Genomic DNA, 12,797 nt, shown 5'->3' with positions numbered 1-12,797 from the left:
CATTCAACTATGCAGTACACGACCATTTGTATTATAGACGATCATGCCATTGTCCGGCAGGGACTGAAAGAACTGTTACAGAAACTCAGCAATTATAAGGTTGTGGCAGAGTTTGATAACGGTGAAGATTTTTTAGCAGCCCTGCCACTGGATGCGAAACCGGATTTGTATATACTGGACTATTCCATGCCGAGCAAAAACGGGATAGAAGTATTGCAGGAACTTGAAGAACTGGACGATGAATATAAAGTATTGCTGCTTACCCAGCATTTTGACGAACAGCTCATCAACGATGCCTATCATCACGGAGCAAGGGGTTTTTTACATAAAAACTGTACCGCCCACGATTTAAAATTTGCGATAGACAGCATTGTCAAAATCGGGTATAACAACGTATCCGAAATATTGAAACGTATCCGGAATTATGAATCGCCCACAGAAAAAGAAAAGCAAAACATCGTGTTGTCGGAAAGGGAACGCACCTTTTTAGAACTCGTTTGCGATGAACAGGAATATACCTACGAACAGATGGCCGATATTATGCAGCTGTCTGTAAAATCAATAGAAGCTTATCGTGCGGCACTTTTTGAGCGATACGGCATCAAATCCAAAGTGGGCTTGGTATTGTTTTCCTATAAATACCGTCTGACAGCTCCGTTTTTAACATAAAAAAGTCCTGATGAAGATCAGGACTTTTTATTATAAAGAGAGCATATATTAGCTTCTTCTGCTCATTAAAATTCGTAACACATACCAGAACAAAAGCATAACAGAGGAGAACAACTGTAAAGAAGCGCCCACATATTGCTCGGTACCGTATTGGTTTTTGATTTGGTGTGTCTGGTATAAAATACTTCCTGATGCTAAGATTACCATACCTACAGAGAACCATAATCCCAGATTAAATCCGAAAATAGCGCCTGCAACGATTAAGCCTAAGGAAACAAAACCACCTACAATCAGGGCTGTTCTTAAAAAGGAAAAATCGGTTTTGGTAAAAAATACAACAGCTGTTAGTCCGGAGAACATGAATAATGTGATAACCGCTGCCTGAGTAATCATATCAGGACCGGAATAGGCTACGGCAATCGCGATCATCGGAAGGAAAATAATAGCTTCCAGGATCACATACAGTCCTAATCCTAAATATTGCTGCTGACGGGAAGGATTAAAGCTCATCTTTTCTGATAAAGTCGTTCCCAGCCAGAAAAGACCAATAATAAACAACCAAATGAATTTTCCGCCCATCATGGCATATATCCATTCCGCCGGAACAGTTTGCAGTAAAATGGTTTCTACAACAATAAAAGCCAATATGGCTAAAGCTACGTGTAAATAGGTTTTTTTGTAAAAAGTCGCCTTTTCAAGGTCCGTTGCATGGGCAACAAGAATGTTTTCCGGTTCCATAATCTGTAACTATTATTTTAATTGTTAAAAAACAAATATAAGATTTTTTTTAAAAAGCAGATGAAGTTAAGAATTACGAGTTAAGAATTACGAGTTAAGAATTACGAATTAGGAATTACGAATTAGGAATTACGAATTAGGAATTACGAATTAGGAATTACGAATTAGGAATTAGGAATTGTCCTTTCATAATGACGTTTTCCTTTTTCTCTTTGCCTTTTGTCTATTGCCCTTTGCTTCTTGTCAATTGCCCTTTGCCTTTTGTCTATTGCTTTTTATTCTCAATTTGAACACTAAATCATTTATATAAACATCCTTAACGTGACTTTTTTTCATGTTTACAAAGAGTTGTAACTTTAAAATGTACTATTTTTCTTTAAGGTGCTCACAATAAATAGATATTAATCGCGTAATAGTATTATAATCCAGTCGGAAAACTCAACCGACTTTAATGATTGAGTAAACCAAACAACTTAAATCTATCAATTATGTTAAAAAAAATTTTAAATCTTGAAGGTGTTCAAAAAGTAGAAAAGCAACAGCAGGTACACATTACCGGAGGCGGCAGAGGAGATGGCGGTTTTGAAGAAGTTTGTGCTTATGATAACGTTAGTGCGGTAAACAATGGCTGTCCGGCACAAAATACGGATTTGTCATGGGGGATGCCAACCTGTATTTATGTATGTGTTTCCGGTCGTTGGGTAAGACAACCGTTCTAAACAATATAAAAAAGCTTATGCAGGGAAGTTTCGCTGCATAAGCTCATTAATAGTGTATTTGCTTTTAAGCTACAGTTTCTTCTGCTTTTAAAACATTAGGTCCCATTGCGCTGGTTGTTGTCAGCTGAATAAAATAAGTATAAGGACCATTCGGGCTTTTTTCAGCAATGTAGGCACAATTCCATCCGGTGCCCCATTTTTGTCCGGTATCCCAGTTTCTGTTGTTTTCATTATCCCACGACCATGCTTTTGTTTCTTTTGTAGGATCGGAAGGGAAGCCAGCGTTGTAAACGTGAATCTGACCTTGTTGTGCTCTGAATGGTGCATTGCTGCTCCATCGTAACCATAAATTTCCACGAGACTCATAAGCCTCTAAAGACCAGGTAAATGATTGTTGTGACATAGTAAATAGTATTTGGGGTTTTCCTACTCGTTTAAGGTTTTTCGGATGCTACCTTTCTGTGGTAAAATAATTTTATCACACAGCTAAAGTAATCGGATCTATTGTGTTGGATATGAGTAGTTTCACCCCTTTTGTAAAAACAGGTAGTAGCACTTCCGTAATTACTTACACTATCAAAATCAAACCTCGTAAATCAAACTTCATACCTCCAAGTCATACCTCAACCCTCAAATATCATAAATCACCCCTCAAACCCGTCGTCTTTCCCAAAACGGATGTTCCGGCCAGCGCTGTTCCGACTGATACTGGTTTTGTAACAAGGCAACCGATTTATTGAATAATGCCATTTGAGAAGTGATATAGTCCGATAAAGCACCGGTATTACCCTGTAAAAATGAGGCGATTGCATTTGCTGCATGGTGACCGCTAACCAGGGCGTTGGTAATCCCGAAAGAAGTGAGCGGATCATAGGTGCACAAAGCATCACCCACGGCTATCCATTGTTTGCCGCCCGGTTTTTCCAGCAGCGAAGTGGTGGCGGTTTTAATACCTGCCGTTGGTATTGCCGTTGTGGAAATATATGTTTTTAGATGTTCGGTAGCGGCTACTTTCCGGAGTAACCAGTCCGTAAGAGAAGCTGTTTTGGCAGGATGTAAATCGCTGTCCGACATGAAATTGACGATAATCCGGTTGTTTGCTATCGGTGCGGCATACCACCAGCCATCTGCTGCCGCTTCGATAAAGGTCATGCCTTTTAACGGATTTGCCGCCGGTTCTGCAATAAAATAATAGGAAGCCAGATTGTCGACAGTCTGTTTTTTTATGCCCATTTTTTTAGCTACTATGGAAGCTCTTCCGCTGCAATCGGCTATAAAATCGGCCGTAATTGTATAGGGGGCAGCATCGCTATGCGAACAACTTACTATCATTTTATCGTCCCGTGCCGTGATTTCCGATAAGCGGTAATTTTGCAGCAATGGAATTCCGTGGCTGATAACCGTTTCCCGGAGCTGTTTTTCAAATAAGCTGCGGTTTAAATGCCAGCCATCGCCATAAGGCTCGTGTAAAAAATAACGTTGGCGGAGCGACGAATCGCCCCACACAACATTATTACCCACATACAAGCTGTGTTGTCCGGAAGTCAACACTCCTTCCAGACCTAATTTCCGAAAAACGGCATTGGCACTGGGAGCCAATGATTCTCCTAATTTAACGGCATTTTCGGTATGATTGTCAATTACGATAGACGGAATGTTATGACTGTGCAGCGTTAATGCGGTCGCTAATCCCGCAGGACCGCCGCCAACGATAACTACCGGTATGGAAACGGACGTTGCTATAATTCGTGACGTTTTAATGGATGACTTTCACGTGGCACTTCTCTTAATAATCGGCCACTCACGATACTTTCTCTTTCGGCATGTTTTACCTGTTCAAAAGTAGGATCCGTACCTTTAGGGCCTTCGCGGTCGGTTTCTACCCATAAAGCATCGGGTAAAAACTGCGATTGCGTTTCCAGTTCCTGTTTGGTAATGATTCCCAACTGATGCCATTTGGCGATCATATTGTTAATACGCGGAACGTAATTTGAAGTGAAATCACGCATCCAGTCCACACGGTATGAGAAATGCTTTAATTTCTGACCGTCGTTTGTCGTTTTCGATTTCAACCGCTCGTAGCTGTCCATTGATAATATCGTATTCGGAACTCTTACCGACCAGAAAGAAGGCAACGGCAGGTAAAGGGTTACATCATAACCCGACATACAGCTGGCTTCATCCGTTTGCCACGGCACGCCTAACCATCGGGTAAGCGATCCCGGTCCGGTTCCGTCCAGCGGTCCGTTTTCCGATAAGGCTATTTCGGAAGTGATCATGCCGCCGTAATCGTCTCTTACTTTTTCATTTTCGGCTAAAACTTTTAAGCGGAAAGGTTCTTCCCACATCATCAGGTGTCGGAAAGGCCAGGTAATCTCGATGCCCGGGTGGAAAGGTCCGCCCAAACATTCTTCCAGCGGTGCTTTTAACAAGGCATCCACCTGTCCGGCTACCGGTAATTCCTCAAAGGGAATGACCTCTTTCGGTTTTCCGGTAACAAAATTACCTTCAGCCCATAGTCGTAACCGTTCATATTGTGTCGCAGTTACCGATAGGTCAACCGCCGGCAGATCGTCATAATCGCCAAATAAATCACCGTAATGCGGTGGCAGTTTGGTCGGCTCATATTCCGTAGACTGATGGTCCCGGAACCATTCGAATACCCGTTTTCTCTCGGATTCATATTGTGCGTCCGGACTTTCCAGCTGGCGGATAAAATCAGGATTGTTAAAATCACTAGGGGAATTGGTACCGAATAAAACAAAGAAACCTTCGTTTACCCATTGTGTCGTACTCATCCGAGACAGTATCGGGTGAATGTCTTCATAGAAATTGACCGTTTCCTTTGGAGCCATCCAGCCTTCACGCAGGTACAGGTCCTCAACCACATCCAGCATGCTTACGACCGGGAACAATCCCTGTCCGAAATTTGGCGGCGTACAGGCTACCACAGCAGGTTTGGCTTCAAATGTTTGTCCGCCAATGGTCACTTTGGCGCGTACGGTACCGTCTGAAGTATCATCGTGCCAGTCGTCGTTATTGGCAAAGGTTATTGCGCGGTTCCCAAGATGGGAGGCACTTTTTCCATCACCACCAAAGAAGAGTAACCGGCCTTTTTCGTCTGTTTTGATCTCACCCAAAGAAACTTCCTTGTCATAGAACTTTCCGGTATTGAACTGGTAGGCGTCACCGGATATTTTTCTTCCGCTGATGGTTCGCGTTCCCGGGTCAATTACAAGCTGATTCCTGTCGGCACCCATAACGGCTCCGTTACGCTTGGTACTCGGAATACTGTATTCGCCCAGATCCAGAGCGTTGTTAAACTGGTACCAGGCCGCTTTTCTGTTGGCTACATGCACCCGCCATTCGATATTGACATCGGCAGCGGTGTCCATGTTAATTTCATATAACGGTTTGTCGTTTTCGTCCAATGCATAAATACGGAACAGAGGCACCTGCTTTTTAAACAGATTGTCACCGTCTTTAAAACCGCCTTCCGAAACCGGAGTAACTCCCGGTAAATCGGAAGCCAGGTAATATTCTTTTGAATTTCCTATTCGCGCTATTCCGATGGCCGGATAAATAGCTACTTTTTGTATCTTTTTAGTATCCATAACGCTGTCTTATTGGTTGTTTAATTGTCTTGGCAGATTGGGTTCTACGGCTGGAACACCGTTTTTAAAACGTCTTAAATCGGCTCCGGCCTCATACACAATTTTACGGGCATCGCTAATGCTGCCCTGCGGTTTGTGTACTTCCAGGGTCCGCCAGGGATTAAAAGAAAGGTTCTCGCCATATTCGGCCTGTCCCTGACTGGTTATGTCCTGTTTGCGGATAACGAGCGTAGCGATATGAAACGGAACAGACTCTGTTTCGTCCCAGGGAACCATGGCTTTGTCCAACGGCATTTTATCCGGATCGGTACGGAACTGAACCATAAATTTAAATTGGGCTTCTCCCATATTCAAACGGGCCTGTAAATCGGCCTGTAGGTAGTCTGCTGAGTTTTGAGACGGCGGCGCACTAAACGGCGGACTGATTGGCTCCAGTTTGTATTTTACAAAGCGGTCTTCGCCAAAAGAATAGGGCAGTCCGCTCCAATAAGGTGTTGTAAGGCAGCTCGGAACGACTTTTTGCATTTCGTTTAAAATGCGTTTGGTTTCCGGATGGTCTTTCAGGTACAGGTTATAATCGTGGTCTACAACGCCGGCTTTTGTGAATTTGCACATTTCGGTAGCATTATCTACAAAAAACACATTCATATTCTGCAGGATAAAATCGGCAGTAGTGGCGTGCTCACTGGATTCCAGCAATTTTTTGCCTGGTACTCCAAACAGTTTGATCCCGATGCCAACCGTTGTTTTCATATCGGGTGCATGTGGAACGGTATCGCTTGAAAAACGTACCCAGGCTTCAAAATGATCGTGTGCAAAGATCCCGACTCTGTATTCCGGAGGTAATCCCGGCATCATGATAAAATCGGCTTTGGCAACACCATGGGGTTTTAAGAATACCCCTCTGCGCACCGGACACTGTCCGGCAATGATACGGTTCCCCATAGTCGTATCGACAAACATTTTTTTAAGGGATAAAGCAGGATTGGTTTCGCAATCAATAGCTGCTTTTTTTGATGATTCGTTTTGCATGGTAGTTGAGTTGTAAGTTTGTTACTGCAATATAGAAAATCGCCAAAGCCCAGGGTCAGGTAGTAATACGTGATTTTAAACAGAAACAAGAGCCTGCGGCAACCGGATGGTTTAAGGGTAAGGCTGTTGCTAAAACGAATAAATAGCCCTGGAGCCGATTACTATAATCGGCTCCAGGGCTATTGTAGCATTAATTGTGGTTTATTTATTCAGGGTTGTCTTGATAACCACAGCTGCCTGTTGTATTGCTGTTTGTACAGCAGGAATAGTGGCAATAGGGTTTAAAAGTCCGTAATCGTGTATTAAACCGCTATACCGGGTAAGGGTTACCGGTACGCCGGCTTCGTCAAGTTTTCGGGCATAGGCTTCTCCTTCATCTCTGAGTACATCATTTTCTGCCGTTTGAACAAGTGCCGGTGGCAGGCCTTTAAGCTGAGCCAAACCGGCTTGCAATGGTGAGGCATATATTTCTTTTCTTTTTGCAGGATCCGGCAGGTAATTGTCCCAAAACCATTTCATCATGTTTTTAGTCAGGAATCGTCCGTTTGCAAATGAGTTATAGGAATCCGTTTCAAAATCGGCATCGGTTACCGGCCATAACAGCACCTGTAATTTGATTTCCGGTCCTTTTTTGTCTTTTGCCATCAGGGCAATTACTGCCGCCATATTTCCGCCAACACTATTACCGACTACTGCGAGGTTTTTACCGTTCACACCGATTTCCTTGCCGTTTTTTGACACCCATTCGGCAGCGGCATATATTTCATTAATAGCCGTTGGGTATTTTGCTTCGGGCGATGGGGTATAGTCCGGGAATACAGCCACCGCACCACTTGCAACGACAAGGTCACGTACCAGTCTTCTGTGGGTAGGATAGTCGCCCAGTACCCAGCCGCCGCCGTGGATAAAAATAAATACCGGAGCATTGTTCTGTACGCCTTTGGGCTTTGTGATATGGATTTTTACGGTGTAACCGTTTTGGGAAATACTGCGTTCCGTTTCTTCAATTCCGGAATAATCTACGGTAACCGATTGCTGCGCGCCCACCAATACCTGTCTTGCATCGGCCGGGGATAAGGTTTCCAGTGGTTTGCCATCGCCGGAATTAAGCGCTTTTAAAAATGATCGTACGTCCTTAAAAATCTGTGGATCACTTTCTCCTTTGTAAGCTCTTTCTTGTGCCATAACTGTTGAATTTAAGGTTACTATTAAAATGAGGGATACTACCCGTTTGAAAGAAAATATTGGTTTCATAATAAAAATGAACTTAAAAGTTAAGTATAAAAAACGATTAAACAAGGTTTGCCTGCAGTATGATTTCAAAATTAAAAGCCTGACTAACAGGGCAGGTAGCTTCCGCCTGTCTGGCTAATTGCTGAAATTCTTCATCGGATATTCCGGGTACTTTTGCAGTAAGAATGAGTAGTGACTGTGTAATTTTTCCGTCGTTAAGCGTAACGGTTGATTCTGTGGTTAACTCTTCGGCAGTATAGCCGGCAGTAGTGAGATCCAGGCTTAATTTCATGGTAAAGCACCCGGCATGTGCCGCTGCTAGCAGTTCTTCGGGGTTTGTACCTATTCCTTCGGCAAAACGGCTGTTAAAGGAATATTGGGTTTTGTTTAAAACAAGACTGTTTGTGGTTAGGTGTCCGTTACCTTCTTTGATGTTACCGTTCCATACGGCTTTTGCTTTACGTTTCATGTTGTTTATTTTTTAAAGGATTAATTTGATAGGACAAAGGTATGGGCGTAAAGCGCCTCCGGAAAGGTATAAAAGGCTATTAAAATTGTACATTTTTCCTTTTATAGTATTTTTGATGTTGTTTTAAGCGGTTTATATGGCTTTTTTGGTTGACAGCCTGATAGAATTGTCTTTTCCAATGCTGATTTGTATCTGGCCGCAGGGATGGATTGTTTTTCCTGTTTTCCGGAAACTGTGGCAGCCGGTTGAAGAATCCGGATGTGGTTGGGGAATTGGGTATTGAATTGGGGAATTTCCACACTTTTATTTTAGGGTTTTCAGCGCTAAAGCCTTCATTATCATTTGAAAGTGTAAATGGCATACCGCTTGTTTTGTTGTGACTGTGCAGATTCCTCATCAAATGTGTGGAATCGCGATAGTAACGAATAGTACAACAAATATGAAAAGCGAATCAATTACTTCCGAACAATTATATTTTGCCAAAAACGATAGGGCTACAGCGGTACCCGGTATAGGCAATCCTGTTTTTTACAGCAATAAAAAAGCATCCAAAAAGACGGCAAAGGGATCATTAAAGCCTTTGGGTATTGCAGTACTCGTGAGTACTTTTGTACTGTTGCTTGGCTCGACTTTCCTGGTGTATGAATTGCAGCCGGAGTTTGATAAAGTCAATCTGGAGCGCCTGAATACTACAGGATGGTTTTGTTTTATTGTACTAAGCACTTCACTGCTGTTGTTCCGATTGGGGTTTTTCCTGTATAATTTGTTTTTATATTTTAAATACAAACCCGTTGAATCTGTTACAGACGCGTTACTGCCTACCTGTACGGTGATCGTTCCGGCTTATAACGAAGGCAAGCAGGTGTGGGATACTTTAATGAGCCTGGCAAACAGCGATTATCCGCAGGAGAAGTTACAGTTGCTGGCAATAGATGACGGAAGTAAGGATGATACCTGGTACTGGATGCAGCAGGCAAAAGAAAGGTTAGGGGATCGGGTGTCGATCTATAAGCAACCGGAAAATAAAGGAAAGCGTCATGCGCTTTACCGCGGGTTCAAGCTTGGTACCGGGGAGATTTTTGTGACGGTCGACAGTGATTCGATTGTAAAGGCAGATACTTTACGAAATTTAGTCAGCCCGTTTGTTACTAACGAGAAGTGTGGTGCCGTTGCCGGGAATGTCCAGGTTTTAAATAACAACAGCGGGATTATTCCGAAAATGCTGAATGTTAGTTTTGTATTGAGTTTTGAGTTTATGCGTTCTGCCGAAAGTGCGCTGGGATCGGTAATGTGTACTCCGGGAGCTTTATCGGCTTACCGCAGTGATGTGGTGTTTGCGTGTCTTCCGGAATGGATCAGCCAGACGTTTATGGGGCAGCCTTCCGATATTGGCGAAGACCGTGCGATGACCAATATGATCCTGAAGCAGGGGTATCATGTTCTGTTTCAGAGAAATTCGTATGTTTTGACGAATGTACCGGAGCAATACAGCGGTTTGTACAAGATGTTTATCCGATGGGACCGAAGCAATGTGCGTGAAAATATCATGATGTCCAGGTTTGTGTTTAAAAAGTTTAGAAACGGTTCTACAGTGGGAACCCGGCTTTTATTCTTAAACCAGTCGTTAAAGATCGTTATGGCCTATCCGTTTATTATAGCGATGTTACTTTTTATATTCACGCATCCGGTGTTGTTTCTGAGTGCCACACTTTCCGGTATCCTGATTATGTCCAGTTTTTCCGTTTTCTTTTATGCGAAGCGGTATAGTATATCCGAGTCGTTCTGGGCTTATTCCTATAGTATTCTATATACTTTTGGCTTGTTCTGGATCACTCCGTATGCCATTGCTACAGCAAACAGAAGAGGCTGGCTGACGCGTGGTTTAGTGGAGAAGAAGTGAGAGGTAAAAAGCAAAGGGCAAGAGGCAAAGGGCATGGTATTATTGGGGATAGTCTGGGATATGCAAGCTTGTGATTGTATTAATGAAACCATAAATTATCGTTATTTGAAAATTGGGTTTTATTAATATTGTGTTGATTATGAGTTGTTTGATTTATTTTTAGTATATTGAAGGAAATTTCAAACAGTGTTTTTTATTTGTATTAAAAAGCATATTTCCTAACAATATATATTCCTGAATCATGAAGTGTATTCCTTTAATCGGCCGGTTTCTTTTCAGCATGATCTTTATGTATTCTTCCATTGCTAAATTTTCGGACAGTTATGTCTATGAAGCAGCAGTCAAGGGAATACCGTTATCCTATATCCTTATTCCGCTGGTTGGAATATTCGAATTGCTGGGCGGACTGAGTATTTTATTTGGTTTTATGGCAAAATGGGGTGCCTGGCTCATCATTCTGGTATTGCTGCCGGTAACTTTTATCATGCACAATTTCTGGGCTGTTGAAGATAGCATGCAGCATCAGCTGGTTTTGATGACCTTTATGAAAAACATGTCTATTGTTGGCGGTGCGCTGATGATTTCCTATTTCGGAGCAGGACCATATAGCATTGATGCCGTTAAGAAGCAGCAAATTAAAGCATAAACCGGCTTTTAAGTTAATTGCCTTTTTGAAATGGTGTTTTTATGTTGCAGAATCGGCTAAAAATAATGCACTATTCCTTGTGAAAAGGCTATTAATAAGGCCAGTTGACATATAAAGGTTTATTCATCCAGGGATGTTTTATAATTGAAAAAGAAAAAGGAGATTTATTAAGTAATAGATCGTAAACTCTTTTTTCAACGGTGAGTTCCCATTTGTCTTCATGTTCTGTTAGTATTCCATCCCGGATAAGCCAATTACCCCTGAAAGCATCAACAGAACAGCGGCCAATGGCTGTCCAGTGTGAAATGGCAGCTTCTATTAAACCGGTCATTAGCAATTGGTCTTCATTGGAGATCTCCATTTGATCAGCTAAGTCTTGATTTACAGGCAATCCGCAAAGAACTTTATTCAAGGACAAATAAACCTCATCTGTTTTCTGTAATCCTGTAATCAGATATTGTAAATAAAGGGCTGCATTATGCTGGTTTTCTGGACTGGTAAATTGTTTGCCGCTTACTAAATGAAGGCGTTCCAATAAAACTGGGATATAATTAGTCAGGATTACCATTCCTGCGTTTTCTACCTTAATCGCTTCTTTCATAACAGTTGTTTAAATTGTTTTTGGTTGGATGTATTTATCCCAGTCAAAATAAGCAACAGCCGGTTTTTGCCCATCTATTCATGGATCATAACAGACTTTACACTGTCGTTTTCTTTTAGTTTAATGACTAATGTTTTGGTATGCAAAGGAAAAAAATACAGCCTTTGTTGATTTATCCTGTAGAACAGATAGGCACTGTCAATCCGGTCCGGTTGCCCAAGCAGGTTCAGTACTTCCTCTTTTTTTAATTTTTTCAGGGTATCGCTTGTCATTAAATAGTCAAGCATTTTGTCCCTATAGGGATAATCCCGATTTTCTTTTGTTTTCCATTTGATTTTATCAAAAGCAGCCACAGGTACGGTTTCCTTTTTATCGGTTTCCGTACGATCCTCTTTTTTGCAGGACAAAAAACACAAAGAAAGGAATACTATTAAAAATCGTATTGGCATGATTCGCTGTTTAATAACAATTAAGGTTGTAGTAAATTTAATAAAAGATTCCATGTAAGCCTAAGAAGACAATGAATAAGATAAATTGAAATGAAAAGCTAAGGCAATGTTTGGATAATATAGGTTCATTATTAGTGTAATTTGATTACTTTAACACTATGGCTGGGATATATTGTGTGATTGTATTGCATTAATTTTAATTAAAATGAATCAATATGAGAAAAATAGTACGCTTTTTTTGAAAAATAACATAAAAAATCAAAAGGTTTGTTTTTTACTTTTAGTAATATTCATTAGCAATTTAACTTATGCTCAATGCTGGCAAAGTATAAGTGAAGGACATGGTCACACGGCTGCAATAAAAACAGACGGAACTTTTTGGACCTGGGGCTGGAATCAAAGCGGACAATTAGGCAACGGTACCAATACCAATTCGAATGTTCCAATATCGTTAAGCTGCGGTGTGCTATCAAACAAGGAAGTTGCTTTTCAAAATGATTTAACGATATATCCCAATCCGGTAAATAATATTCTTAATATTGAATCCCAATCAAACATTTTTTCTATAGAGATTAAAGATATCAAAGGAAGAGTAATTTTAAAATCCAAAGAGAACAGTAATCGGGCTTCTTATCAAAAGGAGTTTCAAATAATTTTCTGGTCGCAACAGAAGAAGGGAAGGCTCTGTACCGTTCTTTAGGCTGGGAGCTTTACAGCTTTTATACCT

General features: G+C 41.5%; 15 protein-coding genes. 6 read left to right on the top strand and 9 right to left on the bottom strand.

What is annotated here, in order from left to right; translation table 11 throughout:
* Positions 1–9: 9 nt before the first annotated feature.
* Complete coding sequence (locus tag HW120_RS14235) at positions 10–669, top strand: response regulator transcription factor (RefSeq protein WP_177734742.1); 660 nt, start codon at positions 10–12, stop codon at positions 667–669.
* A gap of 48 nt (positions 670–717) precedes the next feature.
* Here the strand turns inward: HW120_RS14235 and HW120_RS14230 are convergent, their stop codons facing one another.
* The gene (locus HW120_RS14230; RefSeq protein WP_177734741.1) at positions 718–1,407 is read right to left on the bottom strand and encodes a Bax inhibitor-1/YccA family protein; all 690 of its coding nucleotides are present in this window, start codon (positions 1,405–1,407) and stop codon (positions 718–720) included.
* Between the two features lie 488 nt (positions 1,408–1,895).
* Between HW120_RS14230 and HW120_RS14225 the strand changes: the two genes are divergently transcribed.
* Complete coding sequence (locus tag HW120_RS14225) at positions 1,896–2,126, top strand: hypothetical protein (RefSeq protein WP_177734740.1); 231 nt, start codon at positions 1,896–1,898, stop codon at positions 2,124–2,126.
* A gap of 64 nt (positions 2,127–2,190) precedes the next feature.
* On the opposite strand, the gene HW120_RS14220 is transcribed toward HW120_RS14225, so the two are convergent.
* The 6 genes from HW120_RS14220 to HW120_RS14195 all read right to left on the bottom strand — a co-directional run bounded on the left by HW120_RS14220 (position 2,191) and on the right by HW120_RS14195 (position 8,474).
* Positions 2,191–2,529 (bottom strand): hypothetical protein, encoded by a 339-nt coding sequence (locus tag HW120_RS14220; RefSeq protein WP_177734739.1) that lies wholly within the window; start codon positions 2,527–2,529, stop codon positions 2,191–2,193.
* A 248-nt stretch (positions 2,530–2,777) separates the two neighbouring features.
* Entirely contained in the window at positions 2,778–3,839 is a 1,062-nt protein-coding gene (locus HW120_RS14215) for an NAD(P)/FAD-dependent oxidoreductase (protein WP_262888441.1), read from the bottom strand.
* 26 nt (positions 3,840–3,865) lie between these two features.
* Entirely contained in the window at positions 3,866–5,740 is a 1,875-nt protein-coding gene (locus HW120_RS14210) for a LodA/GoxA family CTQ-dependent oxidase (protein WP_177734738.1), read from the bottom strand.
* Between the two features lie 9 nt (positions 5,741–5,749).
* Positions 5,750–6,772 carry a catalase family protein gene (locus HW120_RS14205; RefSeq protein WP_177734737.1) on the bottom strand — a complete coding sequence of 341 codons (1,023 nt, stop codon included), beginning with the start codon at positions 6,770–6,772 and terminating at the stop codon, positions 5,750–5,752.
* Between the two features lie 201 nt (positions 6,773–6,973).
* Positions 6,974–7,957: an alpha/beta hydrolase gene (locus HW120_RS14200; RefSeq protein ID WP_246296996.1), complete on the bottom strand. Its 984-nt coding sequence runs from the start codon at positions 7,955–7,957 to the stop codon at positions 6,974–6,976.
* A 106-nt stretch (positions 7,958–8,063) separates the two neighbouring features.
* Positions 8,064–8,474, bottom strand: a complete 411-nt coding sequence (locus HW120_RS14195) for an OsmC family protein (RefSeq protein ID WP_177734735.1) — start codon at positions 8,472–8,474, stop codon at positions 8,064–8,066.
* Between the two features lie 136 nt (positions 8,475–8,610).
* Here HW120_RS14195 and HW120_RS14190 point away from each other — a divergent pair, with 136 nt between their 5' ends.
* The 3 genes from HW120_RS14190 (at position 8,611) to HW120_RS14180 (ending at position 11,020) form a co-directional block, all read left to right on the top strand.
* Positions 8,611–8,757: a hypothetical protein gene (locus tag HW120_RS14190; RefSeq protein ID WP_177734734.1), complete on the top strand. Its 147-nt coding sequence runs from the start codon at positions 8,611–8,613 to the stop codon at positions 8,755–8,757.
* Positions 8,758–8,913: 156 nt separating this feature from the next.
* Positions 8,914–10,374 (top strand): glycosyltransferase, encoded by a 1,461-nt coding sequence (locus HW120_RS14185; RefSeq protein WP_177734733.1) that lies wholly within the window; start codon positions 8,914–8,916, stop codon positions 10,372–10,374.
* Positions 10,375–10,615: 241 nt separating this feature from the next.
* Positions 10,616–11,020: a DoxX family protein gene (locus HW120_RS14180; protein WP_177734732.1), complete on the top strand. Its 405-nt coding sequence runs from the start codon at positions 10,616–10,618 to the stop codon at positions 11,018–11,020.
* Positions 11,021–11,111: 91 nt separating this feature from the next.
* On the opposite strand, the gene HW120_RS14175 is transcribed toward HW120_RS14180, so the two are convergent.
* Positions 11,112–11,621 (bottom strand): contractile injection system tape measure protein, encoded by a 510-nt coding sequence (locus HW120_RS14175; protein WP_177734731.1) that lies wholly within the window; start codon positions 11,619–11,621, stop codon positions 11,112–11,114.
* Between the two features lie 74 nt (positions 11,622–11,695).
* Positions 11,696–12,070, bottom strand: coding sequence for a hypothetical protein (locus HW120_RS14170; protein ID WP_177734730.1), 375 nt, complete (start codon positions 12,068–12,070; stop codon positions 11,696–11,698).
* Between the two features lie 205 nt (positions 12,071–12,275).
* Between HW120_RS14170 and HW120_RS14165 the strand changes: the two genes are divergently transcribed.
* The gene (locus HW120_RS14165) at positions 12,276–12,770 is read left to right on the top strand and encodes a T9SS type A sorting domain-containing protein (RefSeq protein WP_177734729.1); all 495 of its coding nucleotides are present in this window, start codon (positions 12,276–12,278) and stop codon (positions 12,768–12,770) included.
* The last annotated feature ends 27 nt before the right edge of the window (positions 12,771–12,797 follow it).

It is taken from the genome of Flavobacterium inviolabile (genome assembly GCF_013389455.1).
Taxonomy (GTDB): Bacteria; Bacteroidota; Bacteroidia; order Flavobacteriales; family Flavobacteriaceae; genus Flavobacterium; species Flavobacterium inviolabile.
Note: the sequence above shows the minus strand (reverse complement) of the source record. Positions and strands in the feature narration are given on the sequence as shown.

Bases quoted from the DNA above. Each gene is read 5' to 3' on its own strand.
- HW120_RS14170 (WP_177734730.1), bottom strand. From the start codon at position 12,070: ATGCCAATACGATTTTTAATAGTATTCCTTTCTTTGTGTTTTTTGTCC.
- HW120_RS14185 (WP_177734733.1), top strand. From the start codon at position 8,914: ATGAAAAGCGAATCAATTACTTCCGAACAATTATATTTTGCCAAAAAC.
- HW120_RS14225 (WP_177734740.1), top strand. From the start codon at position 1,896: ATGTTAAAAAAAATTTTAAATCTTGAAGGTGTTCAAAAAGTAGAAAAG.
- HW120_RS14205 (WP_177734737.1), bottom strand. From the start codon at position 6,772: ATGCAAAACGAATCATCAAAAAAAGCAGCTATTGATTGCGAAACCAAT.
- HW120_RS14230 (WP_177734741.1), bottom strand. From the start codon at position 1,407: ATGGAACCGGAAAACATTCTTGTTGCCCATGCAACGGACCTTGAAAAG.
- HW120_RS14195 (WP_177734735.1), bottom strand. From the start codon at position 8,474: ATGAAACGTAAAGCAAAAGCCGTATGGAACGGTAACATCAAAGAAGGT.
- HW120_RS14175 (WP_177734731.1), bottom strand. From the start codon at position 11,621: ATGAAAGAAGCGATTAAGGTAGAAAACGCAGGAATGGTAATCCTGACT.
- HW120_RS14235 (WP_177734742.1), top strand. From the start codon at position 10: ATGCAGTACACGACCATTTGTATTATAGACGATCATGCCATTGTCCGG.
- HW120_RS14180 (WP_177734732.1), top strand. From the start codon at position 10,616: ATGAAGTGTATTCCTTTAATCGGCCGGTTTCTTTTCAGCATGATCTTT.
- HW120_RS14165 (WP_177734729.1), top strand. From the start codon at position 12,276: ATGAATCAATATGAGAAAAATAGTACGCTTTTTTTGAAAAATAACATA.
- HW120_RS14200 (WP_246296996.1), bottom strand. From the start codon at position 7,957: ATGGCACAAGAAAGAGCTTACAAAGGAGAAAGTGATCCACAGATTTTT.
- HW120_RS14220 (WP_177734739.1), bottom strand. From the start codon at position 2,529: ATGTCACAACAATCATTTACCTGGTCTTTAGAGGCTTATGAGTCTCGT.
- HW120_RS14210 (WP_177734738.1), bottom strand. From the start codon at position 5,740: ATGGATACTAAAAAGATACAAAAAGTAGCTATTTATCCGGCCATCGGA.
- HW120_RS14190 (WP_177734734.1), top strand. From the start codon at position 8,611: ATGGCTTTTTTGGTTGACAGCCTGATAGAATTGTCTTTTCCAATGCTG.